Origin of the sequence: Mangrovibacterium marinum, assembly GCF_003046625.1 — a bacterium.
Classification (GTDB): Bacteria; Bacteroidota; Bacteroidia; order Bacteroidales; family Prolixibacteraceae; genus Mangrovibacterium; species Mangrovibacterium marinum.
In genome coordinates this window covers 432,707-458,741 of record NZ_QAAD01000001.1, presented here as the reverse complement: position 1 = coordinate 458,741, position 26,035 = coordinate 432,707, and the positions used below count along the sequence as shown (strand labels likewise).

The window sequence follows — 26,035 nt, the reverse complement described above, 5'->3', positions numbered from 1 at the left end:
TTCCGAACAGAGAAGTTAAGCCCGCCAGCGCCGATGGTACTGCCTTATGGTGGGAGAGTAGGTCGTCGCCATCTTTACCAAACCCGTTGTTCCTGGGAGCAACGGGTTTTTTTATGCCCGGAAAGTTGTAAAGGAAATCATTGTTCAGAACCAAATTCCGGGTACAAGCATGAATCTTGCCTATTCGATCCAGGAGAAACCTCACGTTTCAGCCAAGCCTATGAATTGTGTCCTGAAAGGCGTTATCGGGGCATTGAATGCTTGGATACCTACCTTGGTACTTCTTCTATTGAGATAGTTGATAATGGGGGCTTGATGTGTTTCGAAGCTTCTCTTAATCGTGGATTTACTTTCCCGTCCACCGCCTATCTTTACATCTCAATAAGGATTCTTAACGCTTAAGGTAACCAGCATACTGCAAATAGCACGATCATTAATCGACTTTGGCTACCTTATCCTCCGGATTTCTATATTCTTCCGGAATGATATTCTTTTTTTTTACGGAAAGATGGTTTGCGGTTTGTCGTAAACAGACTGTCGACTTTCAAAATTAGATTCAACTTCTCTGCGAGACTCCCGAATACTTGAGAGGAGAACAACAAGGGCAACAGACGTTCATGTCTGTTGTTGATTTTCTTGGATTATCTGTTTTTTCTATCGGGGTTTTTTGACCACATCAGTCAAATTCAATATTCTTTTACCTAAAAAAGATGCCTAAAAAGTCGTTATTTCTGTGCGCCAAAAAATTCGTTCGTATAGCCAAAGTGCAGTTTCGTCCAAAATTCGTAGTCGTTCCTCAAGTTGTTTAAGTTTTACTTGACTTGTATCTTTCGGCTATCGTATCTTTGTTAGGCTTTTACGATAGTTAATTGTATCAAACCTTTTTTATTTTTCGTTCCATTCTTAAGCACGAAGCCGGCAAATTTGTTGTCGGCTTATTTTTTTCAGGATGGCCAGTTATCAGAGGAGGCGCTAATAGATGGGTGCGTTGCACGAGCTGTTGTACGGCTGCCGATGGAAGGCGACTTTGATGATCAGGGAACCGCGAGAGTGTATGCAGGGCTGCACGGTCTGCTTTTTCTGCGCCATCTCCGTCTTCTATTTTACAAGTATTTTCTGTCCGTCGAACTCGATGATGTCGCCGGGACGAATTTTGGCTCTTTTGCGGTATTCAACTTCTCCGTTTAACAGCACATAACCTTCGTCGACTACCAGTTTGGCTTGTCCACCCGATTCGACTAGTTGAAGACGCTTTAAAAGCTTGATCAGTTCAATATATTCGCTGCTTAATTCAAATTCAATCATTGTTGTAATTAAAGGTTGTTCAATTCTTCTTTTTGTTTGCGGGTTAACTTGGCTGCCACCAGCTGGTACGATTCGTCAATCCATTTTTGCAGTTGAGCATCACTTAATGTTCCGTTTATTCGAATAGTGGCCCAGTGTGTTTTATTCATGTGGAAAGCCGGAGTTATGCTCGCATATTGTTCGCGCAGTTCGACCGCTTTATCCGGATCACACTTCAGGTTAATGGCAAATTCGCTTTCCAGGTCTGTTAACACGTACATCCTGCCCATCACTTTAAACACAAGCGTGGTTTCATCGAAAGGGAACTCTTCTGTCGTGCCTTTTTTCGACATACAATAGTCTCGAAGGTCTTCAATGTTCATGGGTTAAAAATAATAATTTACGCAGTGGGATAAAATGCATTTTTGAAATGTTCAAGTTCGAAGTCATCATCCCGAAAGATGATGGTAATCACGTCGAATCTGGTATCGCAGTGGCTGTCGGTTTTAAAAATATAAGCTTCGGCGGCTTCAATCAGAAAGCGGATCTTCCGAGTGCTGATGGCTTCGCTGGGATGCTCATACGCAATCCCGGTTCGCGATTTTACTTCCACAATCACCAGTTCGTCTCCATCTTTGGCAATAATGTCAATTTCGTAATGGTGAAAACGCCAGTTTGTCGCCAATAGTTGATAGCCTATTTTTTGCAGATATCCTTGTGCAATTTCCTCTCCTTTGTCCCCTATTTCCTTTTGTCGTGTCATTAGGCTGCTGGTTTGGTTTCATTAAATCATTCATTTTAAGTTTAAATATCGGAAATTATATCGTTCGACAGACTAATTTATGCATTGAAATACCACAGTATAATGCGGGAACACATTTGAAAACCAATAAAAAGCGAAATGATTTTATGGGGTAATTTTAAATACAAATGGGTATTATTACAGAATAGGCTCTGTGCTTGGCTGTCAATAGTACTTAACCCGCGTCGTTTTTGCCGGTGGCTGGTTGGTAGCAGTTGGTCGTTCGAACGGCATGATTGTCAGTGGTAGTTTTAATGACTGTATGTCGGTTAATTAGTTGCTCTGCAATTATTTACTTGATTCAGAAGATGTACTTTGCCGCACACCTGAATGAACGATAAAACACGACGGAGCACAAACAACAAGTTTCGAGCCTTCGCCATACAATACTGGGCGCTGGAGGGGCAATTGGTCGTTGCCTGGCAGACGAATTAACCAGACAACACAAAACAGTTCGGCTGTTAGGTAGGCAGGCTTATGCCACGGGCTTTGTCGAGTCGGTTAAAGGAGACGTTGGATTTTTGTCCGATGTTGTTAAGTCGGTAAAGGGCTCCTATGTGGCATATTTTTGTGCCGACCAGCCTGAGCGCTGTTACCGGCGGAAAGAGCGATGGTCGCGGATTATGGATAATGTTACAGAGGCTTGCATACAGGAAAATGTGTTGCTGGTGTCTCTCTGGATAGTTTTGACGTGTACGGGCCTGTTGAAGGGCTAATAACCGAGACAACAACCTATAATTCATGCAGTAGAAGCGGAGAAGTAAGGGCTGGTATAGCTTTGCAGTTGCAGAGCGAGATGCAGCGGAAGAACATTCGGGCAATTATAGCGCGCGCTGCCGATCTTTACGGACCTCATGCGCAGCACCACGGGCGTTTTTGCCGACGGGCAGTTCGAAATTGGAAGAAAGGAAAAAGAGCCCGCTGGATGGGCAGCCGGGATGAGCCTCATTCGTGCAGCTATACCCGCGATTGTGCGAAAGCACATAGTATACTGGCTGAATCGCAGTTTGCGCAAGGTCAGCTGTGGCATTTGCCAACCTCTAATCCTGGATTGACAGGTCGTCAATGGGCTCAGCTTATGGATGAAACCCTGGGCGCAAATCCGAACAATAAATCAGGCTCGCTGTGGGCGCATAAGCTTTGGGGTTATATCGATAAAGTGACCGTCGAACTTTACGAAGCGGGATGCCAGCCTAAGCGAGTTTGTCAGTTTGACTCCTCAAAATTTGAAGGCGCTTTCAACTTTGTTCCAACTTCCTATCGGCAGGGTTTAAAGGAGACACTTGATTTCTGGAATATTCTTTAGTCGGGCAGGGGGCTTAGAGTCACTTCCCCCGCGCTGTTCGCCAGCGAATAGCGGTGCCCGAGAAGTAGTGGCCTATTTTCATCGATATGGCCGGACGGGCAGTTGAAGAAAACCGGATAATCGTATTCCTTAATGGCATCGAATATGATTTCTTCCACACTCGATCCGAAGGGAGAACTATTATCTTTCATATCGGTAAAGCTACCCACAAGCAAGGCCTTCAAATTTTTGAGCGAGCCCGACAGCTTCAGGCTGTGCATCATGCGATCGAGTTGGTAAAGGTATTCCGACAGATCTTCTATAAACAATATCTTGTTGGTTGTATCGACCTGCTGCGGAGTTCCGAGCAGACTGTAGATAATTGACAGATTGCCTCCGCAAAGTTCGCCAGTTGCCTGCCCCGGGCGGTTTAAGCTTGCTTGCGCCAATGAATAGGCCGGTAGTTTACCAGTAAGGAGCTGCATAAGTTGCCTAAAGCTCGTTGTTGGTTGGTTTTCGTTCTGGTAGAAGCCCGGCATGGGCCCGTGAATGCTGCAAAAGCCTTCTTTTTGAAGATAGGCGTGCAGAACGGTGATGTCGCTGAACCCGACTAGCCATTTCGGATTTTCGCGAAAGCGCCGGAAGTTTAATTGGTCAGCAATCCGAACAGAGCCATAGCCACCGCGGCTGCAGATGATGGCTTTGCATTGGGGATCATCCAAGGCCTCTTGTAAGTCGGATAAGCGCTGTTGATCGGTCGCCGCGAACTGAAAGTGGTTCCCGAACACGTGTTTCCCCTGCACCAAGTCATAACCTTCGGCTCTTAGAAGCTCCAGACCGGGCCAAATTTTGTCACGATTCACTTTCCCCGCCGGCGAAATAATGCGTATCCGGTCTCCTGCTTTTAAGAAAGGTGGTTTTATCATGGTGTTCTGTTTTGGGTCTGAAGATAATAAATCTTCCTCCAAGCAGGTTTTAACTTAATGCTTAAAAGATCGTAAAAGACAGCAATGTAGGCTTTTATTAACCCTATAAATGTCAGAATTATGAGAAATCGGGTTGGTGTACTCGGCTCCGGCGTTGTTGGCCGGGCGTTGGCAGATGGTTTTCTGAAACATGGTTATCAGGTGAAGGTTGGTACTCGCCAGCCGGGGAATTTGCAAGACTGGCTTGCCGAAGCCGGTGAAAGCGCCTCGTTGGGCTCGTTTGAGGATGCGGCTCGATTTGGCGACGTGGCTGTGTTGGCTGTAAAGGGAAGTGCTGCCGAGTTTGTGCTTGACTTGGCGGGAGCTGCCAATTTGCACGGCAAAACGGTCATAGACACCTGCAACCCCATTAGCAGCGATCCGCCCGAGAATGGGGTGTTACGATATTTTACAAGTCAGAATTCCTCGTTGATGGAACGACTGCAGGCAAAATATTCGCGGGTCCGCTTTGTGAAAGCGTTTAATAGTGTGGGGAGCGAGTTGATGGTGGATCCGGATTTCAAGGAAACTCCAACCATGTTTATCTGCGGCAATAGTGATGAAGCTAAAGGCGAGGTGAAAGCAATTTTGAAACAGTTTGGCTGGGATTGCGCCGATATGGGAGCCGCTGAGGCAGCCCGCCCGATCGAAATGCTGGCTGTGCTGTGGTGTATCCCCGGCTTTTTACGACACGAGTGGAAGCATGCTTTTAAACTGCTAAAATAGGAGCAAGAGGAATTGAGGGAAAAAGAAAAAAGGCTGTCGTTACGACAGCCTTTCGTGTATTTCAATTTCTACATTTTCTTATAGATCCATGCTCCGGAGCCGGACGATTGGGCTAAATAATCTTCGCGGGCGTTTAAGGCGGCATCAATGTTGGCATAGCCACCAAGCGAAATATAGTTCAACCCTTTGATAACGCCCAGGTTGGTTCCCTGAAAGCCTTTTGTCTCAAGCTGACGGATAAATAAGTCCGCGTTTTCTTCATTCTTGAAACTCCCGACAATCAGAAAATAGCGGGCAGGTGCTTCCGGCACGTTTTCTTCAACGGCTGTCGTTTCCGGTATTGCTTCGTCTGCAATGATTTCCGTTGTAGCAACTGGCTCTTCCTCCTCAGCAGTTGCTGCGGGACTCATCATCTCGCGGATGTAGCTCATATCCGACTGCTGGATGTGGGATGTGTTGTTCTTCAGCGGGATCACAGCCAGTGCCATCAGCAAAGGAATAGCGACTAACACTTTTTTCAAGCTTCGTTTTTGGAAGATCACTTCAACGGCCTGGCGGTTTTCCATCGATACGGCCTTACGCGCTATTTGTCGTGCAAACAAACTTTCGTACGAAAAAGAGCTTAAGCCAAACGCATCGATATTCAGGTTTCCTTCAATTCTAGGTTTGAATACCAGGTGCTGTTGTTCGTCGTAATGCAGGATACCAAGTCCCGGAATGGTTATTTCTTCACCATCTGTTAACCGATAATTCAACTCCTGAACCAGCAGGTCAACTTTTTTGCGGGCTGCGATGTAATTTACGGCTTCCTGGGAAGCAACGTGGTTAATGAACAGACCATCGTTGAAGTTCAACTTTCGGTTGAAGCTAACCGATTTTCCCGGGGGAGTAAACTGATCGGCATGTACTCCGGCTTGCTTGTAGTTGGTTACAAAACCACCAAAACCCGGAATGATCACGCAATCATTCAACAATAATAATTCTTTGATATAAGCTAGTAATTCCACAGGCTTTTGTCTTTACTAAGTCAAAAATAATGAAAAATTAATGGCCTGCCAACTGAAAGTTTTCAACAGATTAAATCATTTTTTAACCAATAGGGCTGTAATGATGTTCCGGCGGCTTGCTAAGCTCGTTTGTTTATTGCTATTTTTACCTGAAATTTAAAACTAACTTATGGCAGCAAAAATATTGGTAACCGGCGGTACCGGTTACATTGGATCTCACACGGTGGTTGAACTTCAGCAGTCTGGCTACGATGTTGTGGTGGTTGACGATTTGTCCAACTCGAGCATCGATGTACTGGATAATATCGAGAAAATTTCGGGTATTAAGCCTGCATTCGAACAATTAAACCTGGCTGATGCAGTAAAGACAGACGAATTTTTCAGTAAAAACACCGACATCGCCGCAATTATCCACTTTGCCGCATCCAAAGCGGTGGGCGAATCGGTGCAAATCCCCTTGCACTACTACCGGAACAATCTGGTGTCGTTAATGAATATTCTCGATTGTCAGTTAAAATACAACATTCCGAATATTGTTTTTTCATCATCATGTACTGTCTACGGGCAGCCCGAAGTGTTGCCGGTTACCGAAAAAACGCCCCGCAAAGATGCTGAATCGCCTTATGGCAACACCAAGCGCGTGAACGAAGATATTTTAAACGACAGCATTAAGGCCTACCCGCAGCTGAAGGGAATTGCATTGCGTTATTTTAACCCGATTGGGGCGCATCCTACAGCTTTGATTGGTGAGTTGCCGCTGGGCGTACCTCAAAACCTGGTGCCTTTCATTACACAAACAGCAGCCGGCCTGCGCGACGAACTGAAAGTTTTTGGCGATGATTACGACACCGTTGACGGATCGGCCGTTCGCGATTACATCAACGTGGTTGATTTGGCCAAGGCGCATGTGGTAGCTATTGCACGCTTGCTGGAGAACAAAAATAAAGCGGGATACGAAATCTTTAATTTGGGAACCGGTAATGGTTACTCGGTTTTGGAAATCGTTAAGGGCTTTGAGAAAGCTACCGGTGTAAAACTGAACTATCAGATTGTTGAACGTCGCGCCGGCGATATCGAAAAAATTTGGGCCGATACCACTTATGCCAACGAAGAATTGGGGTGGAAAGCCGAAAAAGGACTGGAGGAAACCTTGCGTTCAGCCTGGAATTGGGAAAAACGCGTTCGCGGAATTCAATAAATTTCAGAATTATTGTTTGACATGAAGAGTCTTGTGTGTTTATGCAAGGCTCTTTTTTGCTGAAAGTCCCTTCGGGTGGTGCGGTTTCCAACCGCACCGGGGATGCCTTGAATAGCGGTTCAGTTTGAACCTGAAGCAAAGGCTCATTTTGTAACAAACCAGTATTGATGGGCATTGCCTTAAACCCGACTGCCTTTTCTATTTTTGATCAAAGAGGAACTTTGTCCTACCGGACGGGTTTTCATCTTTCAGCAATGGCTTTAGCCATGCAATTTGGGTAGCACGTATGTTAACACAGCAGACTCTCCCGTCCCGTACGGGACGGAATTTCCCCCTGTCGTCGTTATGCTACCCAAATTGCATCCCTCCGGGATTGCAGGAAGCTTTCCGTTTGATTTCGGCCTCTTAAAAATAGGCCAACTGACTCCCAACTTTTTGACATTGATCAAACCACCTCCTTGCTCGTTGACGCTGTTTTGGACAACAACTTGATAACTTTTGAGAACAACGACAACAGCATAGTCGATAAATGGTAAACTTTCATTCCTGTTGGTGATTCCTCGGAATCATCTGTATTTTTTATGCTTGCCGGTGGATCGGCCACGACAGCCCGTTTATAGCTTGCCACACACTTGTTTTTCCACAGTTTTCCAAAGTCTGAAGAATAGATTTATCTTTGTGTCGGTCAGATCGTTTTAAGCGGTTTGCAAAACTAGTTGATTGAAGAATGAAAAATAAGAAAGAAAGCAGCGATAAAGCTAACAACCCCAAAGATCGGGGACCGAAGACGATTCAGTTCAAAGTGAAGCAAGAGGAAGAGTTGATGAAGTTTTTGATCGCGAGCTTGCCGCACAAAAACCGGAACAACATTAAGACCATGCTTAAGAAACGGCAGGTAGTGGTTAATGGTACGGCTATCAGTCAGTTTAACCATGTTCTTAAACCCGGCGATTCGGTGGAGTTAAGCCGCCGTCCGGCCGAAAGTGCACTGAAAATGCCTGGTGTGGTGATTGTTTACGAAGATGAACACCTGATTGTGGTGAATAAAAATGCGGGCTTGCTGACCATTGCTACCGAAAAGGAAAAACGCGACACGGTATACAGTATGCTTAGCAGCTATGTGAAGACACAGGATAAAAGTAACAAAATATTCATTGTTCACCGTCTTGACCGCGAGACCAGCGGCTTGATGCTTTTTGCCAAATCGCGCGAAGTGAAAGAGCAGATTCAGGAAACCTGGACTCAGACGGTAGCTGAGCGGAGCTATCTGGCCGTGGTGGAGGGCCATCCGGATCCGTCGGAAGGAAAACACAGCTCTTACCTGTTCGAAAGTAAAGCTTTTATTGTTTACTCAACGCAAGATCCGGAGCGTGGGCAGCTGGCCATTACCAATTATTCGACGATGAAAACCAGTGAGGCTTTTTCGCTTTTGAAAGTTAACCTGGAAACCGGTCGTAAAAACCAGATTCGTGTGCACATGAAAGATCTGGGGCACCCCATTGTCGGGGATAAAAAATATGGTTCATCCATGAACCCGATCCGCCGCCTGGGATTGCATGCCTGGGTGCTGGCCTTTAAGCATCCGCTTACCGGGAAAAAACTCCGTTTCGAGACTTCCATTCCCGGAAGCTTTCTGAAGTTGTTCTGATTCGATTTAAAAAATTCGACCATCGCTTAAAAACGATAGCATGAAAACAATATTAATTACCGGGGGAGCCGGCTTTATTGGTTCGCACCTTGTGCGCTTGTTTGTCAATAAATATCCGGATTATAAGATTGTCAACCTCGACAAGCTGACTTATGCCGGCAATTTGGCAAACTTGAAAGATATTGAAGACAAAGCCAACTACGAGTTTGTGAAAGCCGATATTGTTGACGGCGAACAGATGCTGGCTCTATTTCGAAAATATCAGTTCGACGGTGTGATCCACCTGGCTGCCGAGTCGCATGTTGACCGCTCAATATCGAATCCCACGGCTTTTGTTTTTACCAATGTCATCGGGACGGTAAACTTGCTGAATGCGGCTCGTGAATGTTGGAAGGACAACACGGACGGTAAACTTTTCTATCATATCTCAACCGACGAGGTTTATGGTTCGTTGGGCACTGATGGGTTGTTTACCGAGGCAACAAAGTACGATCCGCACAGCCCGTATTCGGCATCCAAGGCGAGCTCCGATCATTTTGTGCGCGCCTATTGCGATACCTTTGGTTTGCCTACGCTGGTGTCCAACTGTTCCAACAACTATGGCTCGTTTCAGTTCCCCGAGAAGCTGATTCCCCTTTTCATCCATAATATTCGGAACAAAAAGCCACTTCCGGTTTACGGAAAAGGCGAGAATATACGCGACTGGCTGTGGGTTGAAGATCATGCCCGGGCTATCGATTTAATTTTTCACCAGGGGAAAGTTGGCGAAACCTACAATATTGGCGGACACAACGAGTGGACCAATATTGATCTGATCCGGCTGATGTGCCGCATTCTGGACCGCAAGTTGGGACGCGAAGAAGGGAGTTCTTCCAAGCTGATCACCTTTGTGAAAGACCGCGCCGGCCATGATTTGCGTTATGCCATCGACTCGTCGAAACTGCAATACGAATTGGGCTGGACACCAAGCTTACAGTTTGAGGAGGGCCTGGAGAAAACCATCGATTGGTATCTGGAAAATGAGGATTGGCTGGAGAATGTGACCAGCGGCGACTATCAGAAATACTACCAACAGCAGTATTCGAAACGCTAAAGCAACCGGTTAACGAGCTTGAGATGTGGCCTAACGATTTGAAACACTTTATTATTTTCACGATTAACAGCTTTTGGGTAACTTCGCCCAAATTCAAAATCAATTAGCATGTTTTCAGGAATTGTAGAAGAATATGGCGTTATTACGGCCATTGATCGAGAACAGGAGAACTATCATTTTACACTCAGCTGTTCGTTTGTTGATGAGTTGAAAATTGATCAGAGTCTGGCGCATAATGGTGTGTGTTTGACGGTGGTGAACATCGACAATGAGGCAAAAACATATACCGTGACAGCAATCAAGGAGACGATTTTGAAAACCAACCTGGGCTGCCTGGAAGTTGGTTCAAAGGTGAACCTGGAGCGTAGTATGATGATGAATGGCCGCCTGGATGGTCATATCGTACAGGGCCATGTTGATCAGACTGCTGTATGCAAGAAGGTGGAAGAGGCCGACGGAAGCTGGTATTTTACCTTTGAGTATGAATTTGACAAAGCACAGGCTCAAAAAGGTTATATGACGGTTGAAAAAGGATCGGTGACCGTGAATGGTGTTAGCTTAACCGTGGTTAATTCGAAAGACAATTCATTTCAGGTGGCTATCATTCCTTACACCTATCAGGAAACCAACTTTCATACTTTTAAAGAAGGATCGGTTGTGAATCTGGAGTTTGATATCATCGGTAAGTATCTGGCAAAACTGAATACGTTCAAATAACGACTTTTTAACTTACAGGAAGAATCCGGGCACGCTGTCCGGATTTTTTATTTGGTCGCTTTTCAAAATAAAGCAGCGAATATCGTCCGATATCCGCTGCCTGTTATCTGTCGTCGCTTATGAGTGAAAAACCAAAAGTGGTGTTTTCACATGGAAGACCATTTTTCGGGCTATACTCGGGTTAAAAATCCGGGTAATCATGTTGCGTTTATGGGTGGTCAGCGAGAGAACATCAATCTGGTGCTCTTCAATAAATTTATCCAGATCTTCGAGAATGTTTGCTCCTTGCTGGATGATGCACTCAATTGGTGTGTCCGGGTATTTTTGACTAAGCAGGTTATGCAAACTCTCCAGTTTGGCTTCGTCCCATTCGCGGGCGGCATCGGGGCCGACGTGCAGGCAGGATAATCTCGCTTTGAAGGGTTTCAGCAAGCCGAGTAGTTTGTCGATCGAAACCAGGTCTTTATCATCAAAATTGGTGGCATAAACAATATGCTTCATCGAAGCCAGGTTCAACAGCGGGGCTTTGGCCGGAATTACCAGCACCGGGACGGGCGATTTATAAATCACGCCGGCGGTTGTGCTGCCCATAATCTCCGGATTTTTCTCATCCGGCCCCTTAATTCCCATGACAATTAGCCGTGGCGGATGCTTGTCGGTGAAGTACAGGATATCGTCTTCGGGGTAACCCAGTTTGATGATGTGTTCCGACTCAATCGCCTCCCAGGCATTTTTACCCACATAGTCCTTAATCTTGGTGACAAACTTGCTAAGTTCTTCGTTGGCCAGTTCTTCCCGTTCTTTCAGGTGATCGTATAAACCCGTGTTGAAGGCCATCACATCGGAATAGGGCATGCTGAAAAAATCAGGCTGTTGGATGACATGGAAGAAAATCAGCTTGGAGCCCAGCTTTTGGGCTAGCTCGAAAGCCATCAAACCCGCCTTAAACGAATAGGTGGAGAAGTCGACCGGTACCAGGATGGTATCTTCCGATTTCACCTGATCTTTAACTTCTTTACCCAGCAGTTGGTCAATCATTGGCCAGGCTTTTTTGATGTCTTTCTCATTGATTCGCACTTTAACTCCCGAAGCAACAGCTCCTTGTATCAGATTAATATTCTCGAGGGTGCATTCAATACCTTCGGCTTCCAGCATCGAACGCAAAATTTCTGCTTGCGAATAGGGGAGCAGGGCAATTGTGATTAGTTTTTCGTTCATGGCTCGATCGTTTTGGATTCAGACTCTACTTATTATTTCGTATTTGAACCGCCGATTGTTTCATCCTTTCATCTTTTTCGTTGTTAAAATGTTATTTAAGTTATTTCGCACCGGAAATTTGCGGTTAGTTTTGCTTTCCGGGAAAAGAGTGATTCGGGTTTGAAAGAAATTAACTATCTTTTTTTTCTGAATGCGGCGAAAGTGAAGGTTTGGTTCGCGGGCCAGCTGATTGCAGCTAGTCAGTTCTTTTTGGCGGAACTACGCCTGCATTGGCCGTTAGCGACCCGGTTAACGCTGACCATTTTACAACACAGATTATAACGCTAGAGCAAGAATATGACGAAACGTACAGCATTAATTACAGGATCGGCCAAACGGGTTGGAAAAGAGATTTCGTTACACCTGGCCGAGCAGGGATGGAGTTTGGCCTTGCATTACAACAGCTCGGAAAAGGCCGCCGGCAAGCTTATTAAGCAGTTGCAGAAGGATTATCCGGAGCAGCAGTTTGTGTTGTTTCAGTCCAATATGCAAAACCCCTTTGCAGTCGAAAGCCTGATTCCGGAGGTATTGCGGGTGTTTGGCCAGCTCGATTTGCTGGTGAACAATGCATCGGTGTTCGAACGTGCTTCAATCTTCGAGACCCACTTCGATTTGCTCGACCGCCAGATGATGATTAACTATCGGGCGCCCTTTTTGCTCATTCGCGATTTTGCACGGCATATTGGCAAGGGAATGGTGATCAACCTGGTCGATACGCGCATTACCAATAGTAAATCCGATTATGCAGCTTACAGCCTCTCCAAAAAAGCGTTGTGGGAGTTAACCAAGATGGCTGCTCTGGAATTTGCACCTTACATTCGTGTCAACGCCATTGCTCCGGGGGCTACTTTGCCGCCAGCCGACAAAGATGAATCGTACCTTTGGTTGCTGGCCAAGAAAACACCAATGCAAAAGCCCAGCGGAATCGAACCAATTCTGAAAAGTCTCGATTATATTATCGAGAATGATCACCTGACCGGGCAGCTGCTGTTTTGCGACGGCGGCGAAAATCTGGGACTGATTGTGTGACGGTGGCAACAATCTTTGTAAGTTCATGTTATTGTAAAAAGCGTTTCGGCAACGCACATAGTCGAACTAAAACAGAAAACAATTATGGCAAAAATACGCGTCAAAAACTTGTTGCTTCGAACCTATATCGGGTTCAACCCCGAGGAGCTGGTGAACAAGCAAGATGTGCTGATTAATGTTGAAATTGAAGCGGCAATTTCTCCGCAATCACTCGCCTCGGACGAGCCCGATGGTATTTACAACTATAAGTTGATTACTAAACGCATTATCGCCCACGTGCAGGAGGGGCATTTTAAGCTTTTAGAGGTGTTAACAGCGAACTTACTGGATATGATTATGGAGGATGAACGGGTAAGCTATGCTAAGGTTGAAGTTGACAAACCTCATGCGCTGCGATTTGCCGAGTCGGTGTCGTACGAAATGGAGGCCCGACGTTGAATACTTGCATCATCTCAATCGGGTCCAACATTCATCCGGATGAAAATATCCGGAAAATGCTGGCCATCCTGTGTGCCGAATGTTGTCTGCTAAAGGTCTCCGATCTGATTCGAACCAAGCCAATCGGAATTGAAGATCAGCCGGATTTTGTGAATGGTGCTGCCCTGCTGAAAACCGAACTCGAGCGGGGCGTGTTCGAAGCCTACCTGAAAGATGTTGAAGATCGTTTGGGGCGTGACCGATCTCTGCCTAAATTTGGGCCCCGAACAATGGATCTGGATCTTGTTGTTTGGAACGATGAGCTGCAGGATGAAGACTATTTTACACGCGATTTTTTGCGAAAAGCAGTCAACCAGCTGGGCTATCGTTTGTAAGTTTTTCTTCTTGTTAAAATTCATAAAATGAAATATCGAAAGCAGATATCCTGGTTGTTGCTCCTGGCTGTTCTTTTTGTATCCGGAGCATGTAATAGCAACGACACAGAGACGATTCAGAAGCCGGACGCAGTCTTGTTGAGCAGTGAACTGGGGACTTCAATTCCTAAAGTCATTATTCAGGCCGGGATTGGCGCCTTGGAAAGCCGCTATCCCGAAACGTCGGGCGTAAGTAGCGCTGTTAAATCAGGCGTGAATGTTTACAAAATAACCTACCAAACTACTTTTCAGGGCGAAGATTTGACAGCCTCGGGGATTGTTGCCATCCCCGGCGATGCAGGAGACTATCCCTTGCTTTCGTTTCAGAACGGCACAAACGTGCTGTACAGCGATGCGCCAAGCAAAAATTTTGAGTTAACATCGACGGCTGATCTGGAGAATACCACGGTTGTTTCGGAAAGCCTGGCTTCCTTAGGTTTTGTGATCGCCATAGCCGATTATCCGGGTTTTGGCAGCTCCGAGTCGGTTTTTCATCCTTATCTGGAAAAGGAAAATACCTTGCCGGCCTTGGTGGATATGATCCGGGCCACCAATGAGCTAATGGCGAAAGCTGAAATTCAGGCTAAATTGTCGGGCGATTTGTTTCTGGCCGGTTATTCGCAAGGTGGCTGGAGTACGATGCAGTTGTTGAAGGAGCTGGATCAACAACCGCTGGAGGATTTCAGCCTGGTTGCAGCTTCCTGTGGCGCGGGCCCCTATAATTTGAGCCAAATGAACGAACTGGTGCTTGGCAGCGAAACTTATCCGATGCCTTTTTACTTCCCTTATTTGTTGCACGCCTACCAGTTACATGGGCTTATTTCCAATTCAATGGCTGATATTTTTCAGGAACCCTATGCCTCGGCTATTCCGCAGTTATTCGATTTTGAAACTTCCGGAGGCCAGATCAATGCTGCTTTGACTGATAATATGGCTGAACTGTTTCAGCCGGCTTACCTGGCGGGTTCTGTCACCGACGATCAATTTGAGACGGTCAAATCGGCTTTGGCGGCAAACAGCGTTACAGCCTGGAACTTAAATACGCCTACCCGTCTGTTTCACGGCGATGCCGATGTGTATATCCCGATGGAAATTTCGGAAGACTTCCTGCAGGATTTTCGCGAGCTCGGAGTGGGCGAGAGTACCATTCGCTTAACCGAAATTCCCGATGCCGATCATTCGGGTGGCGTTCTCCCTTACGGACTTCAGACGCTTAGCTGGTTTATGACTTTTGAAAACCAGAACCTGACAAAAAGCAGTTTACAGGAAGCTGTTTCCTTGTAATTTTGTAGCAAACAATTATAACCATGTGTGTTTTTGATGTCGAAATAGCACTTTCCGGACAACGATACCTGAACATCAAGAAACGCGATTCATTTCATTTTTAATCGTCTGTATTTGTGTGCTCTAAACCGTCGTGTTCAGAGCCAGCTTTGCAGTACACCCTCGTGTATTGCCTTTTCGTGTTGAATTTTATTACAGAATAACAAGATTAAAAAGTATAGATATGAAACTTCCTTTTGCAGAAAATTACCGGATAAAAATGGTCGAACCGATTTACAGAAGTACGCGTGAAGAACGGGAAAACTGGATTCGTCAGGCTGATTATAATTTGTTTAACCTGCGCAGCAATCAGGTTTATATCGATTTATTAACCGACAGCGGAACGGGAGCCATGAGCGACCGGCAATGGGCTGCTGTGATGACCGGCGACGAAAGCTATGCCGGGTCGTCGTCCTTTTTCAATTTGAAAGATCGCGTGAAGCAGCTTTTCGGTTTCGATTATCTGTTGCCGGTTCATCAGGGGCGGGCGGCCGAAAATGTCTTATTTTCAGTACTCGTGAAAGAGGGAAATGTGGTGCCCGGCAATTCGCACTTCGATACAACCAAAGGACATATCGAGTTCCGGAAAGCGCAGGCCATCGATTGTACTATTGATGAAGCTTTTGATACCACCGTATATCATCCGTTTAAAGGCAACATCGATTTAAACAAGCTGCAGCTGGTGCTTGAAAGCTATCCGAAGGAGCAAATCCCCATGATTATTGTTACCGTAACCTGCAACAGCTCGGGTGGTCAACCGGTATCGATGAATAATTTACGCCAGGTAAAACAGTTGGCTGATACTTACGGGATACCGGTTGTTTTCGACTCGGCCCGTTTTGCCGAAAATGCCTGGTTTATTCAGCAGCGCGAAGAAGGTTACGCGGATAAATCGATTAAAGAGATTGTTGCTGAAATGTACTCTTATGCCGACGGCATGACCATGAGCAGTAAAAAAGATGGCATCGTCAATATCGGCGGTTTGCTGGCTATGCGTAGCAAAGAGTGGTTCGATCAGGCTTCGGTATACAACATCATGTACGAAGGTTTTCTGACTTATGGAGGGATGTCGGGGCGCGACATGAATGCGCTGGCAGTAGGGCTGGATGAGGCTACGGAAGCCGATTATCTGGAGGCTCGCATCAGCCAGGTTCATTATCTGGGAAATCAATTAATTGAAGCTGGCATACCGGTTCAGCAGCCACTGGGCGGGCATGCTGTTTTTGTGGAAGCACGGCGCTTTTTACCGGCCGTTCCACGCGAAGAATATGTGGCTCAAACGCTGGCTGTAGAGCTTTATCTGGAAGCCGGTGTGCGCGGGGTGGAAGTGGGCACCCTTTTGGCCGACCGCGATCCGGTGACCCACGAAAACCGCTATCCTAGCACCGAGTATTTGCGGCTGGCTATTCCGCGCCGCACCTACACCAACAACCATATCGATGTTGTAGCGGCTGGCCTGATTAATTTGTACGAACGTCGCGACCAGATTACGCATGGCTTTACGATTGAGCACGAAGCACCCATCATGCGTCATTTTACCGTAGGCTTGAAAAAGATTGACTAGACGCTTACTGATGCAACAGTAAGCGATTTAGCAGAAAACAAAAAATCCCGATCATAACGACCGGGATTTTTGTTTGCCATAAACTGAATTTGGCTTATTTCTTTGCATTTGTTGTAAAGTCGCGGTGGGCTTTAATCAGGTTGATATAGTGCATCAACATATTCTTAGTCTCCGATACGATATTGAAGAAAAGCACGGAGTTACGCGTATTTACATCTTTATTTTTGATTCGCTTAATTTGTGCCTTTTCCAGTTGCGCCAGCTTTTGAATCAGCTCGTCGCGTTGTACAATGGCATTGTCCAGCTCGTCGAATTTCTGTTCTTTAACCAGGTGAAGCGTTGAATTAACGAAACTGCTTGTTTCACTTAAAAATTCGGTTAATTCCTGAATCTGTGCTTCCTTAAATGGTTTGTGGTTATTCTCGAGATGTTGGAACAGCGGGTCAACCAAATAGGTCAGCGAATGCGAAACTTCACGCATATAATCAACCAGTTGTACATAGAAGTGGCCGACCTCCAGCGAGTCGCTTTGTTGCAGTTTATCAATCACCGATGAAACCTTATTTTTCATCTTTTTGGTTTTCTTGTCGAAATCCTTTCGCATTTCAGCGGCTCCCTTCAGGTGACTGCGGTCTTCGTTCAGGAAACTTTCCAGTGCCATCGAATAGACCTGATTAACTGTTAATACAGCGTTGATGACTTGTTTCTGCGTTTTGTCAATCACCTTGTCGGTTCCATCGGTCTCCGATATTGATTCTTCTTCTTCATTAACTTTGCTGGCAGCTTTTTTACGCAAAACGATATGTGTACGAACCACTGTGAAAATGGCCAGACCGATGAATATAAAAATCATGAAATTGCCGCTTACAGAAATGATCAGCGCGATGATGGCCGATACGGTAAAAGCAACCAAGGCAGTCATAAACCAGCCTCCTACAACGGCAAATACACCCGATATACGGTATACGGCGCTTTCGCGACCCCAGGCACGGTCGGCCAATGAGGTACCCATGGCGACCATGAAGGTTACATAAGTTGTTGACAGGGGAAGCTTCAAGGAGGTTCCGATTGAGATTAGGATACCCGAAACAATCAGGTTGATGGCTGCACGGATCTTATCAAAGGCAGCCTCATCTTCCATGGCTACAATCTGCTCGCCTTTGGGGTGTTCAAAGCGTCTGTCGATGAAATTGCTGATGCTGTCGGGAAGTACCTTACGCAGGTTGTTGTTGAATTGAATGGTCTTCCGCACGATAACGCGCGATAATAAAGATGATCCGAAACGCTCGTCTCCTTCACTTTGCCGCGATAAATCGACAGTTGTCGCGACCACATTGCGGGCTTTTTTCGACATGATCAGGGTAACGATCATGACTAATCCGGCAATAAGCAGCATATAAGACGGTGTGGCAACTTTTCCTTTGAGCATCTCCATCGAGAAAGCATCGGGAGCTGCGGCGCCACCGGCAACCCATGCTTTAAAAGATTGGAAGCCGGCCAGGGGAACACCAATAAAGTTCACCAGGTCGTTTCCGGCAAAGGCCATGGCCAGACCGAAAGTACCAACCAAAACAATCATCTTGGGGATATCAATTTTAAAGACCCAGGTTAACAGTTGAAGGATGATTGACCAGCCCACAAAGCTGATCAACAGGATTTGCAACATGTTTTCTTTCATGTAGCTCAGCATGTCTTCGGTGATGAAAGTTGCTCCTTTGGCTCCTTTGATGATCATGAAGTAGGTCATTGCGGCAATGGATATACCACCAAAAACAGCTCCGTAGTATTTCAGGGTGCGGTGCTGGCGGAACGAGAATACCAGGCGCGCCAGGTACTGAACAAGAGCACCTACTGCAAAGGCAATAATCACCGAAATAAGAATACCCGAAATGATGGCCAGGGCTTTCTCGCTGTTGATGTATTGTGCCAAAAATCCAATTGGTTCGCCGGCCAGTTTGATTTTCACAACCGACACAGCCACTGCTGCACCGAGCAACTCAAACACGATGGATACCGTGGTTGATGTTGGAAGCCCAAAGGTGTTAAACATGTCCAGCAGGATTACATCGGTAATCATGACGGCCATAAAAATGATCATGATTTCGGAGAACATGAACATGTCCGGGTGAAAGATGCCTTTACGGGCAACTTCCATCATCCCGCTGGAGAAGACAGATCCCACCAGCACGCCAAGACTGGCAACGGTAAAAATAATCCATTTGGGGGCTGCTTTTGATCCGATTGCGGAGTTTAGGAAGTTTACTGCGTCGTTGCTAACACCAACAATGAGGTCTGAAATGGCCAGTGCAAATAGCACGACGATCAGGATAAGATAGAATTGTTCCATTTTTGATTTTTATTATAATCGCGGGCAAAAATAAACCCTCTGTTTATACTGCTCAGAAATAATAAATTAAGAAACCGTTAAAAATCCGTTAATGAGTATTTACGGCGAAATAAGTATTTTTTGTTCGATTTTCGCTATTAATTTTTGAATTTCCCCGAAATTATTTCGCTGATTATCTGATTGTAAGTTCACGCTTTTTATCTTTGCGCGACCCAAGTACGCTGGCCTTTTGTGAATTTGTGTACTTTGGATGCTCTTGAAAGACAAATTCTGTTTACCCGAAAATTGAATGTGAATGAAGATTTATCCGACGAAGCGATTAGCTTTTTATGTAACTGTTTTAATTGCGGTTCTTTGTTTGTGCGAGGCTTTTGTGTTGTTAGTATTTAAGTTGCCTGTTTGGGTGAAACTGACCATGATTGCCTTGTTGCTGGTTGTTGTTTATTACCTGACAATTCAGTTGCTCACCCGTTACATCAACGATAAAATAGAGCCGATTTACAAGGTTATTCGCGAAACCCCTTTGCAGGGAAAAGCAACAAAAATCAACAACCAGCCGGTGAACGAAATTGCCGATGTGCATAAAGAAGTTGAACAATGGGCGAAAAATCAAACCCAGGAAATCACCCGGCTGAAAGATCTGGAGCGTTACCGGAAGGAGTTCGTCGGGAATGTGTCGCACGAGCTGAAAACACCGATTTTCAACATCCAGGGCTATATCCTCACGCTGTTGGAAGGAGGCCTGGACGATCCCAAGATTAATATGCTCTACCTGAAAAGAACGGAGAAAAGTATCGATCGGATGATTTCCATCGTCGAAGATCTGGAGTCAATCAATAAGCTCGAATCCGGGGTGATGCGCTTGCGGGTTGAAAGTTTCGATTTGGTGAAGATGGTTGACGATGTGCTTGAAATGGAGCAGATGATGGCCAGCGAGCGTAAAATGCAGTTGGTCTTCGATCGTCCCGAAAAGCCGGTCCTGGTTCGTGCCGATAAGAAACGGATGATGGAGGTGCTCACTAATCTGGTGACCAACGGAATTAAATACGGGCGCCAGAAAGGCTTTGTACGAGTCACCTTTTACGATATGAAGGATCATCTGATGGTTGAGGTGATGGACAATGGAATTGGAATCGACAAAGGTGACCTGCCGCGGATCTTTGAGCGCTTTTACCGGGTCGACAAGTCGCGTTCGCGCGAGCAAGGTGGCACCGGGCTTGGCTTGTCAATCGTTAAGCACATCATTGAGGCCCATAAACAAACCATTAATGTTAAATCGGAAGCGGATGAGGGGACAACTTTCACCTTCACCCTTGAAAAAGCCAAATGATTTTGGTACTTTTCGTGAAATTCAAGATTATTTCAACTTTAATCGTAATCTTACATCAAAGTAATACATTGCCCCAGTAATTTGATCTGATATGAGTGAAGAAAAATACAAAATCCTTTTGGTGGATGATGAAGTCGATATTTTAGAGTTCATCAGTTATAATCTGGAGAAAGAAGGTTTCCAGGTGTTTACCGCTCAAAACGGAGCCGAGGCGATTAAAATTGCCGAAAAAAATGTACCTCATTTAATTATTCTGGATGTGATGATGCCCGAGATGGATGGTATTGCAGCTTGTGAAGAGCTTCGTAAGATACCGGCATTGCAAACTTGTATCATTGCATTTTTAACCGCTCGCGGCGAAGATTATTCACAAATAGCCGGTTTCGAAGCAGGAGCGGATGATTATATCACCAAGCCTATCCGTCCGAAGGTGCTGGTTAGCCGCGTAAAAGCCTTGCTGAAGCGTACTGGCGGAGGCGGTGGAGCCACAGCAGCTGCGGTGGTCGAAAATAGCAACACGGTTGCCATTGGCGATCTGGTGATCGATAAGGAACGTTACCTGATTAAGATGAATGGTGAGGAAATGATCCTGCCGCGCAAAGAGTTTGAATTGCTTTCGTTGCTGGTTTCAAAGCCGGGTAAAGTATTCACCCGCGAGGAAATCTATTTCTCGGTTTGGGGCGACAATGTTGTTGTGGGCGATCGTACCATCGATGTACACATCCGCAAACTGCGCGAAAAAATCGGCAACGACCACATTAAGACCCTGAAAGGGATTGGTTACAAGTTTGTTGAATAAGGCTTTTTGAAAGCTCTTTATAATATATTGAAGCACGGTCGGATAATGGCTGTGCTTTTTTTGAAAGTCTTACCACGCAAAAGACACTGAGGCGCGATGCCAATAACTGGTTTTAATTAGATGTGGGATGACAACCCGACAACTTATGAAAACAACGACAACAGCATAGTCGAAAAATAGTGAACTTTCATCCCAGTTGGTGATTCCCGGGAATCATGAATGTTTTTTTTGAAAGTCGATGCAGGTGATGCGCCAGCCGTTGGTCGGCTTGGTTTTATTCAAGTCGGGAATGTTTTAGCAAGTCGTCTTGATTTGATAGAGAGCTCCGGATCTAATTTGTTTCAAATTGCTTGGTGGGATGCTACCGTGTTTTCACTGAATCTCTTGCATCTGGTGTTCGGTAATGCATACAGATTTGTATTTGAAATCACCGAATGAATTCGCTTTTTTCTAATGGTTTCCAAATATCTATTGTTCCCTGCAGTCAAGACAGAATAAAGCGATAAAGCAAATTTATGGAGGCTGTCCTGGAGGCTTTGCAACAGACTAAAATTTTTATTTTTGTATTCAAATTAGGATAGAGGTAGAAAAAGCATGGCCAAAAGAATCAATCAAAAAGACTAACGAGTCAGCATAAAGAGTCTAAAGGTGTAGTTGGTATATTTGGAGAAGAAGCAAGATCACATGACATAACAGTTGGGAAAATTTCACATTTTGTAATTGACCAGCTTGAAAAGGAGTTCCCTCAATTATCTTTTCGATATAAAACAAGTATAAAAAAGGCTGAGATAAACGAAGCTTTAAAGAAAGTAGATCCAGAATTAGGGCAAAACCTTTTTGTGCCAAATTCAAGTATCATACCTGATGGTGGTATAATAGAAGTTAAAGACGATAACGGTAATTGGAGAATCGTTCTAGTGTCGGAAGCTAAACATCAAGGGAAAGACATTGAAAATATCAAAATAGGAAAACTGGTAGGTAAGGATAGCAATCAAGACTTAATGGCCGCGGGTAATGCCATAGAAAGGTCACATAAAAACATATCTGAAATCGCCAATTTGATGTTGTCTGAATCTCACTTCCCTTATGTCTTATTCCTGGAAGGCTCAAATTTTTTAACCGAAACTATTTCAGTTAAAAGGCCCGATGGAAGGATAGTAACTCTGGAATACAATTCAGGCATGTTAAATAGGTTAGACAGATTAACTTCTGCAAATTATGGGATGCCAATAAATAAAAATTTGTGTAAAAATAAGTTTGTCACCCATAAAGATAAAACAATAATGCTTCAAGCAACGTCTATATACACACAAGGAAATGGTGAAAGATGGGATGTTAAAAAGATGTTTGATATTATGCTTGAAATTTCTAAAACATCTCTTCAACTATTAGGTAGTGAGATATTTAATCAGATAACCAAGGTCGATAACTAAGAACAGAAGCTTTATTAAAAACAGAAGTGGAAAATGGCAAGAAATGCAACAAATGAATTATTACAAAAAGCTAAAAAATCTAAAAGTGACGAGTTTTATACACAGCTTTCAGATATAGAAAGTGAACTACAACATTATAAAAGTCATTTCTACAATAAAATAGTTTATTGCAATTGCGATGACCCCCGAATTAGTAACTTTTTTAAGTATTTTGCTTCAAACTTTAAAAAATTAGGTCTTAAAAAATTAATAGCAGCTTGTTATAGAGAACAAGTAAGAGATTTATTTAATCCAGAAGAAGATAAAAATGGTTTTTTCTTCGAATATACAGGAGCAGAGGGGGAAAAGAACGAGCCAGGGTCAACTGACATTGTTTCCTTTAATGGGGATGGCGATTTTCGTAGTTCGGAGAGTATTGAACTATTAAAGCAGTCCGATATTGTTGTCACTAATCCTCCATTTTCATTATTCAGAGAGTATGTAGCTCAGTTAGTTAAATATAATAAAAAGTTTTTGATAATTGGCAATATTAACGCAATAACTTATAAAGAGATTTTCAAGCTAATTAAAGAAAACAAGGCGTGGTTAGGGATAAACCTAGGTAGAGGAATTTCTGGTTTTATTGTACCTGATCACTATGAATTATATGGGACAGAGGCTCGTGTTGATAGTTCCGGGGATAGAATAGTTTCTCCAAATAATTGTTTATGGTTAACCAATTTGGACACATCAAAGCGACACGAAGATATAGTGCTCACAAAAAAATATTTTGGGCACGAAGATGAATATCCCAAATATGACAACTATGATGGAATTAACATTAATAGAACACAAGACATACCATCAGACTTTAAGGGATATATGGGGGTGCCAATAACATTTCTGCATAAATTTAACCCTGACCAATTTGAGATCGTTAAATTCCGGAAAGGGAATGACGAAAGAGATTTATCAATAAATGGGAAATGCCCGTACTTTAGAATATTGATCAAAAATAAGCGGATATAAACTAAATAGTCCGAGAATAGAGGAATGCTGGTAGTTAGTACTACGCATTGTATATCAGATGAATAATGGTCGTTTTGGGGATCGTACGATTAATGAATATTGTGGTGGTTTGATTTGAAAATTGCATTGAAATGTCAAACGTTTTATATCTACACCAACAGGATTACCAGCGAGTTTACCAGCAAGCCGATGACGAAACCGGCGTACACCTGTTGCGGGCTGTGTTTTTGCAGCAGGATACGCGATGTACCCACCAGGCCGGCAACCAGAAGCAGGACGCTTAACAATAACGAACCGTTGAAGTTGAGTCGCAACGACAGAGCCAGAAAAATGCCAATTAGGCCCCCAATGGCCGCCATGTGTGCGCTTATTTTCCAGCGTATGGTGATGAGCAACAGTATGGCAATGGTTAGCACACTGGATATGAGCATGAGTTTGTAGATGGGGAAAATGGGGAGCTTGCCCAAAAAATAAAAGCCCAGGTAATAGAAAATGGCCGTATTCAGCATCGGAATAATGCGGTCGGAAGCTTTGTCGAGGTTTAGCTTGAAGCGCGTGGTAAGCATCATCAGGCCAATGCTGATTAATGGCAGAACCAGGGTGCTCATCAGCACAATCAGTAGGATAAATTTTTTGGCTTCAAACGAGATGAGCGTAAAGTAAAAGCTACTGTTCATTAAAAGCAAAAATCCCAGTGTTGGGATCAGCAGCGGATGAAACACATAGGATAAAGCTTTGGCCACATTTTTAATCATAGACTTGAGGGGTGTTATAGTTCTTTACGCATTCGTGCTACCGGTATGCCCAGTTGTTCGCGGTATTTGGCCACCGTGCGCCGGGCAATGGGGTACGATTTTTCTTTTAAAATCTGAGCCAGTTTGTCGTCGGTCAATGGCTTGCGTTTATCTTCGTTGGAGATACATTCCTCCAGGATTTTTTTGATTTCACGGGTCGAAACTTCCTCGCCGGTATCTTTTTGCATGCCTTCCGAAAAGAAATATTTCAACGGAAAGATGCCGAAGTGCGTTTGAATGTACTTGCTGTTTGACACCCGCGAAATGGTCGAAATGTCGAGCCCTGTACGATCGGCAATGTCTTTCAATATCATGGGTTTAAGCTTCGTTTCATCCCCTTCCTGAAAGTATTCTTTCTGAAAGTCGATGATTTCCGACATGGTTACCAGCAAGGTTTGGTGGCGCTGGCGAATGGCATCGATAAACCATTTGGCCGAATCGAGCTTTTGCTTGACAAATAGCATCGCATCTTTTTGGTCGCGTGAGATGTTTTTGCGATTCTGGCTGTAAGCTTTCAGCATTTCCATATAATGGCTGTTCATCCGTAAATCGGGTACATTACGCTGGTTGAGCGAAAGTTGCAACTCGCCATCCAGATTGTCGAGCAAAAAATCGGGGACAATTACCTGATTCGATTTATTGAGCGGATTGCTGTACGAGCCTCCCGGTTTGGGGTTGAGCTTGAGAATTTCGTTCAGGGCATCTTTCAGCTCATCTTCGGTCACCTCGTATTTGCGCAGAATCTTATCGTAATGCTTTTTGGTAAACTCGTCGAAATTGTGGGCCAGGATTTTTTCGGCAAGCATGGCTGCCGGAGTTGCTCTTTTTCGTTGAATTTGAAGCAACAAACATTCCTGCAGATCGCGGGCACCCACACCGGCAGGGTCAAATTCCTGAATAACCTCCAGCAATTCGGCCAGCTCTTCCTCGGTGACATTCATGTTCATGTTGAAGGCCAGATCATCGCTGATCGAAAGCAGGTCGCGTCGCAGATAGCCATCGTCGTCAATGTTGCCGATGATGTATTCTGCCAGTTTGCGCTTTTCTTCATCCAGATCAGCCAAGCCCAGTTGTTCGTGCATGGACTCGTGGAAACTGGTTCCGGCCGAGAACGGAATATCTATCTGTTTGTCGTCTTTCGAATAGTTGTTGGCTGCCAGCTTATACTCCGGAATATCGTCTTCATCCATATAATCTTCCAGCGAGAATTCTTCGTTGTCGCGGTCGTTCGGATTTTCCTCTTCCTGCATATTCCCCTCCTCGTCGGGCAGGTCGTTCTGCATTTCCAGTACCGGGTTTTCCTCGAGCTCTTTTTTGATGCGTTGCTCCAACTGCACGGTAGGAATCTCCAAAAGTTTAATCACCTGAATTTGTTGCGGTGATAACTTTTGCAGCAATCGTTGTTGTAAACTAAGTTTCTGAGATGGCATACCGTTATTACGTATTTGGAACTTAAATATGTTCGGGGCCGATGAACAATTTTGCACTCATCTGCCGACTCCTGCTTTTTGCAGCAGTATACTTTCCCAAAAATAGAAACTTTTACGCGTTATTGAGAGCGATAAGCTCAAAAAG

Annotated in this window: 25 protein-coding genes, 1 rRNA gene and 1 pseudogene; 18 read left to right on the top strand and 9 right to left on the bottom strand. The window is 44.7% G+C overall.

Annotation, left to right across the window (positions count from 1 at the left end; translation table 11 throughout):
- A 5S ribosomal RNA gene (gene rrf / locus C8N47_RS19085) occupies positions 1–74 on the top strand; the annotation flags it as partial.
- A 1,024-nt stretch (positions 75–1,098) separates the two neighbouring features.
- Here the strand turns inward: rrf and C8N47_RS01790 are convergent.
- The 3 genes from C8N47_RS01790 to C8N47_RS01780 are packed head-to-tail and all read right to left on the bottom strand — an operon-like array spanning position 1,099 to position 2,047.
- Positions 1,099–1,305, bottom strand: a complete 207-nt coding sequence (locus C8N47_RS01790) for an RNA-binding S4 domain-containing protein (RefSeq protein WP_107820794.1) — start codon at positions 1,303–1,305, stop codon at positions 1,099–1,101.
- 8 nt (positions 1,306–1,313) lie between these two features.
- Positions 1,314–1,667: an MmcQ/YjbR family DNA-binding protein gene (locus C8N47_RS01785; protein ID WP_107820793.1), complete on the bottom strand. Its 354-nt coding sequence runs from the start codon at positions 1,665–1,667 to the stop codon at positions 1,314–1,316.
- Positions 1,668–1,684: 17 nt separating this feature from the next.
- Entirely contained in the window at positions 1,685–2,047 is a 363-nt protein-coding gene (locus C8N47_RS01780) for a YraN family protein (RefSeq protein WP_107820792.1), read from the bottom strand.
- A gap of 425 nt (positions 2,048–2,472) precedes the next feature.
- Between C8N47_RS01780 and C8N47_RS19080 the strand changes: the two genes are divergently transcribed.
- A complete protein-coding gene (locus C8N47_RS19080) occupies positions 2,473–2,802 on the top strand; it encodes an NAD(P)H-binding protein (protein WP_107820791.1) in 330 nt (109 codons plus the stop codon).
- Positions 2,730–3,392 carry an NAD-dependent epimerase/dehydratase family protein gene (locus C8N47_RS01770; protein WP_107820790.1) on the top strand — a complete coding sequence of 221 codons (663 nt, stop codon included), beginning with the start codon at positions 2,730–2,732 and terminating at the stop codon, positions 3,390–3,392. The genes C8N47_RS19080 and C8N47_RS01770 overlap by 73 nt, the downstream gene beginning before the upstream one ends.
- On the opposite strand, the gene C8N47_RS01765 is transcribed toward C8N47_RS01770, so the two are convergent.
- Positions 3,389–4,297, bottom strand: a complete 909-nt coding sequence (locus tag C8N47_RS01765) for a S66 peptidase family protein (RefSeq protein ID WP_107820789.1) — start codon at positions 4,295–4,297, stop codon at positions 3,389–3,391. The two genes, C8N47_RS01770 and C8N47_RS01765, sit on opposite strands and share 4 nt — an antisense overlap.
- A gap of 120 nt (positions 4,298–4,417) precedes the next feature.
- Between C8N47_RS01765 and C8N47_RS01760 the strand changes: the two genes are divergently transcribed.
- The gene (locus C8N47_RS01760; RefSeq protein WP_107820788.1) at positions 4,418–5,062 is read left to right on the top strand and encodes an NADPH-dependent F420 reductase; all 645 of its coding nucleotides are present in this window, start codon (positions 4,418–4,420) and stop codon (positions 5,060–5,062) included.
- 68 nt (positions 5,063–5,130) lie between these two features.
- On the opposite strand, the gene C8N47_RS01755 is transcribed toward C8N47_RS01760, so the two are convergent.
- Positions 5,131–6,069, bottom strand: a complete 939-nt coding sequence (locus C8N47_RS01755) for an HU domain-containing protein (protein WP_107820787.1) — start codon at positions 6,067–6,069, stop codon at positions 5,131–5,133.
- A gap of 169 nt (positions 6,070–6,238) precedes the next feature.
- On the opposite strand from C8N47_RS01755, the gene galE reads away from it, so the two are divergent.
- The 4 genes from galE (at position 6,239) to C8N47_RS01735 (ending at position 10,725) form a co-directional block, all read left to right on the top strand.
- Complete coding sequence (gene galE / locus C8N47_RS01750) at positions 6,239–7,267, top strand: UDP-glucose 4-epimerase GalE (RefSeq protein WP_107820786.1); 1,029 nt, start codon at positions 6,239–6,241, stop codon at positions 7,265–7,267.
- 727 nt (positions 7,268–7,994) lie between these two features.
- Positions 7,995–8,915, top strand: a complete 921-nt coding sequence (locus tag C8N47_RS01745) for an RluA family pseudouridine synthase (RefSeq protein WP_107820785.1) — start codon at positions 7,995–7,997, stop codon at positions 8,913–8,915.
- A gap of 40 nt (positions 8,916–8,955) precedes the next feature.
- Positions 8,956–10,008: a dTDP-glucose 4,6-dehydratase gene (gene rfbB / locus C8N47_RS01740; RefSeq protein ID WP_107820784.1), complete on the top strand. Its 1,053-nt coding sequence runs from the start codon at positions 8,956–8,958 to the stop codon at positions 10,006–10,008.
- A 108-nt stretch (positions 10,009–10,116) separates the two neighbouring features.
- Positions 10,117–10,725, top strand: coding sequence for a riboflavin synthase (locus tag C8N47_RS01735; RefSeq protein ID WP_107820783.1), 609 nt, complete (start codon positions 10,117–10,119; stop codon positions 10,723–10,725).
- Between the two features lie 117 nt (positions 10,726–10,842).
- On the opposite strand, the gene C8N47_RS01730 is transcribed toward C8N47_RS01735, so the two are convergent.
- A complete protein-coding gene (locus C8N47_RS01730) occupies positions 10,843–11,943 on the bottom strand; it encodes a universal stress protein (RefSeq protein ID WP_107820782.1) in 1,101 nt (366 codons plus the stop codon).
- A gap of 336 nt (positions 11,944–12,279) precedes the next feature.
- Between C8N47_RS01730 and C8N47_RS01725 the strand changes: the two genes are divergently transcribed.
- The 5 genes from C8N47_RS01725 to tnaA all read left to right on the top strand — a co-directional run bounded on the left by C8N47_RS01725 (position 12,280) and on the right by tnaA (position 16,749).
- Positions 12,280–13,011 carry an SDR family NAD(P)-dependent oxidoreductase gene (locus C8N47_RS01725; protein WP_107820781.1) on the top strand — a complete coding sequence of 244 codons (732 nt, stop codon included), beginning with the start codon at positions 12,280–12,282 and terminating at the stop codon, positions 13,009–13,011.
- An 84-nt stretch (positions 13,012–13,095) separates the two neighbouring features.
- Positions 13,096–13,449: a dihydroneopterin aldolase gene (locus C8N47_RS01720; RefSeq protein WP_107820780.1), complete on the top strand. Its 354-nt coding sequence runs from the start codon at positions 13,096–13,098 to the stop codon at positions 13,447–13,449.
- Complete coding sequence (folK, locus tag C8N47_RS01715) at positions 13,446–13,823, top strand: 2-amino-4-hydroxy-6-hydroxymethyldihydropteridine diphosphokinase (protein WP_211316002.1); 378 nt, start codon at positions 13,446–13,448, stop codon at positions 13,821–13,823. Before C8N47_RS01720 ends, folK begins: the two co-directional genes overlap by 4 nt.
- A gap of 27 nt (positions 13,824–13,850) precedes the next feature.
- The gene (locus tag C8N47_RS01710) at positions 13,851–15,146 is read left to right on the top strand and encodes an alpha/beta hydrolase family protein (protein ID WP_107820778.1); all 1,296 of its coding nucleotides are present in this window, start codon (positions 13,851–13,853) and stop codon (positions 15,144–15,146) included.
- 223 nt (positions 15,147–15,369) lie between these two features.
- The gene (gene tnaA / locus C8N47_RS01705) at positions 15,370–16,749 is read left to right on the top strand and encodes a tryptophanase TnaA (RefSeq protein ID WP_107820777.1); all 1,380 of its coding nucleotides are present in this window, start codon (positions 15,370–15,372) and stop codon (positions 16,747–16,749) included.
- Between the two features lie 94 nt (positions 16,750–16,843).
- On the opposite strand, the gene C8N47_RS01700 is transcribed toward tnaA, so the two are convergent.
- On the bottom strand, positions 16,844–19,096 hold the full coding sequence (locus C8N47_RS01700; RefSeq protein ID WP_107820776.1) for an inorganic phosphate transporter: 2,253 nt from the start codon (positions 19,094–19,096) through the stop codon (positions 16,844–16,846).
- Positions 19,097–19,391: 295 nt separating this feature from the next.
- Between C8N47_RS01700 and C8N47_RS01695 the strand changes: the two genes are divergently transcribed.
- The 5 genes and pseudogenes from C8N47_RS01695 to C8N47_RS01675 all read left to right on the top strand — a co-directional run bounded on the left by C8N47_RS01695 (position 19,392) and on the right by C8N47_RS01675 (position 23,666).
- Entirely contained in the window at positions 19,392–20,426 is a 1,035-nt protein-coding gene (locus tag C8N47_RS01695) for a sensor histidine kinase (protein ID WP_107820775.1), read from the top strand.
- Between the two features lie 91 nt (positions 20,427–20,517).
- Positions 20,518–21,225 (top strand): response regulator transcription factor, encoded by a 708-nt coding sequence (locus tag C8N47_RS01690; protein ID WP_107820774.1) that lies wholly within the window; start codon positions 20,518–20,520, stop codon positions 21,223–21,225.
- Positions 21,226–21,453: 228 nt separating this feature from the next.
- Entirely contained in the window at positions 21,454–21,663 is a 210-nt protein-coding gene (locus C8N47_RS01685; protein ID WP_146161407.1) for a hypothetical protein, read from the top strand.
- Positions 21,664–21,878: 215 nt separating this feature from the next.
- Positions 21,879–22,658: pseudogene (locus C8N47_RS01680) on the top strand (EcoRI family type II restriction endonuclease); the annotation flags it as partial.
- Between the two features lie 33 nt (positions 22,659–22,691).
- Entirely contained in the window at positions 22,692–23,666 is a 975-nt protein-coding gene (locus C8N47_RS01675) for an adenine-specific methyltransferase EcoRI family protein (RefSeq protein WP_107820771.1), read from the top strand.
- A gap of 149 nt (positions 23,667–23,815) precedes the next feature.
- Here the strand turns inward: C8N47_RS01675 and C8N47_RS01670 are convergent, their stop codons facing one another.
- Both C8N47_RS01670 and rpoN read right to left on the bottom strand, forming a co-directional pair.
- Positions 23,816–24,421, bottom strand: coding sequence for a phosphatase PAP2 family protein (locus tag C8N47_RS01670; RefSeq protein ID WP_107820770.1), 606 nt, complete (start codon positions 24,419–24,421; stop codon positions 23,816–23,818).
- Between the two features lie 14 nt (positions 24,422–24,435).
- The gene (rpoN, locus tag C8N47_RS01665) at positions 24,436–25,890 is read right to left on the bottom strand and encodes an RNA polymerase factor sigma-54 (protein ID WP_107820769.1); all 1,455 of its coding nucleotides are present in this window, start codon (positions 25,888–25,890) and stop codon (positions 24,436–24,438) included.
- Between the last annotated feature and the right edge of the window lie 145 nt (positions 25,891–26,035).

Excerpts from the sequence above, each read along its gene's own strand:
- C8N47_RS01670 (WP_107820770.1), bottom strand. The coding sequence starts at position 24,421 with ATGATTAAAAATGTGGCCAAAGCTTTATCCTATGTGTTTCATCCGCTG.
- C8N47_RS01760 (WP_107820788.1), top strand. The coding sequence starts at position 4,418 with ATGAGAAATCGGGTTGGTGTACTCGGCTCCGGCGTTGTTGGCCGGGCG.
- C8N47_RS01700 (WP_107820776.1), bottom strand. The coding sequence starts at position 19,096 with ATGGAACAATTCTATCTTATCCTGATCGTCGTGCTATTTGCACTGGCC.
- C8N47_RS01745 (WP_107820785.1), top strand. The coding sequence starts at position 7,995 with ATGAAAAATAAGAAAGAAAGCAGCGATAAAGCTAACAACCCCAAAGAT.
- C8N47_RS01720 (WP_107820780.1), top strand. The coding sequence starts at position 13,096 with ATGGCAAAAATACGCGTCAAAAACTTGTTGCTTCGAACCTATATCGGG.
- C8N47_RS01735 (WP_107820783.1), top strand. The coding sequence starts at position 10,117 with ATGTTTTCAGGAATTGTAGAAGAATATGGCGTTATTACGGCCATTGAT.
- C8N47_RS01710 (WP_107820778.1), top strand. The coding sequence starts at position 13,851 with ATGAAATATCGAAAGCAGATATCCTGGTTGTTGCTCCTGGCTGTTCTT.
- C8N47_RS01780 (WP_107820792.1), bottom strand. The coding sequence starts at position 2,047 with ATGACACGACAAAAGGAAATAGGGGACAAAGGAGAGGAAATTGCACAA.
- C8N47_RS01675 (WP_107820771.1), top strand. The coding sequence starts at position 22,692 with ATGGCAAGAAATGCAACAAATGAATTATTACAAAAAGCTAAAAAATCT.
- galE (WP_107820786.1), top strand. The coding sequence starts at position 6,239 with ATGGCAGCAAAAATATTGGTAACCGGCGGTACCGGTTACATTGGATCT.
- C8N47_RS01725 (WP_107820781.1), top strand. The coding sequence starts at position 12,280 with ATGACGAAACGTACAGCATTAATTACAGGATCGGCCAAACGGGTTGGA.
- C8N47_RS01765 (WP_107820789.1), bottom strand. The coding sequence starts at position 4,297 with ATGATAAAACCACCTTTCTTAAAAGCAGGAGACCGGATACGCATTATT.
- rpoN (WP_107820769.1), bottom strand. The coding sequence starts at position 25,890 with ATGCCATCTCAGAAACTTAGTTTACAACAACGATTGCTGCAAAAGTTA.
- C8N47_RS01790 (WP_107820794.1), bottom strand. The coding sequence starts at position 1,305 with ATGATTGAATTTGAATTAAGCAGCGAATATATTGAACTGATCAAGCTT.
- C8N47_RS01690 (WP_107820774.1), top strand. The coding sequence starts at position 20,518 with ATGAGTGAAGAAAAATACAAAATCCTTTTGGTGGATGATGAAGTCGAT.
- C8N47_RS01695 (WP_107820775.1), top strand. The coding sequence starts at position 19,392 with ATGAAGATTTATCCGACGAAGCGATTAGCTTTTTATGTAACTGTTTTA.
- C8N47_RS01730 (WP_107820782.1), bottom strand. The coding sequence starts at position 11,943 with ATGAACGAAAAACTAATCACAATTGCCCTGCTCCCCTATTCGCAAGCA.
- tnaA (WP_107820777.1), top strand. The coding sequence starts at position 15,370 with ATGAAACTTCCTTTTGCAGAAAATTACCGGATAAAAATGGTCGAACCG.
- rfbB (WP_107820784.1), top strand. The coding sequence starts at position 8,956 with ATGAAAACAATATTAATTACCGGGGGAGCCGGCTTTATTGGTTCGCAC.
- C8N47_RS01785 (WP_107820793.1), bottom strand. The coding sequence starts at position 1,667 with ATGAACATTGAAGACCTTCGAGACTATTGTATGTCGAAAAAAGGCACG.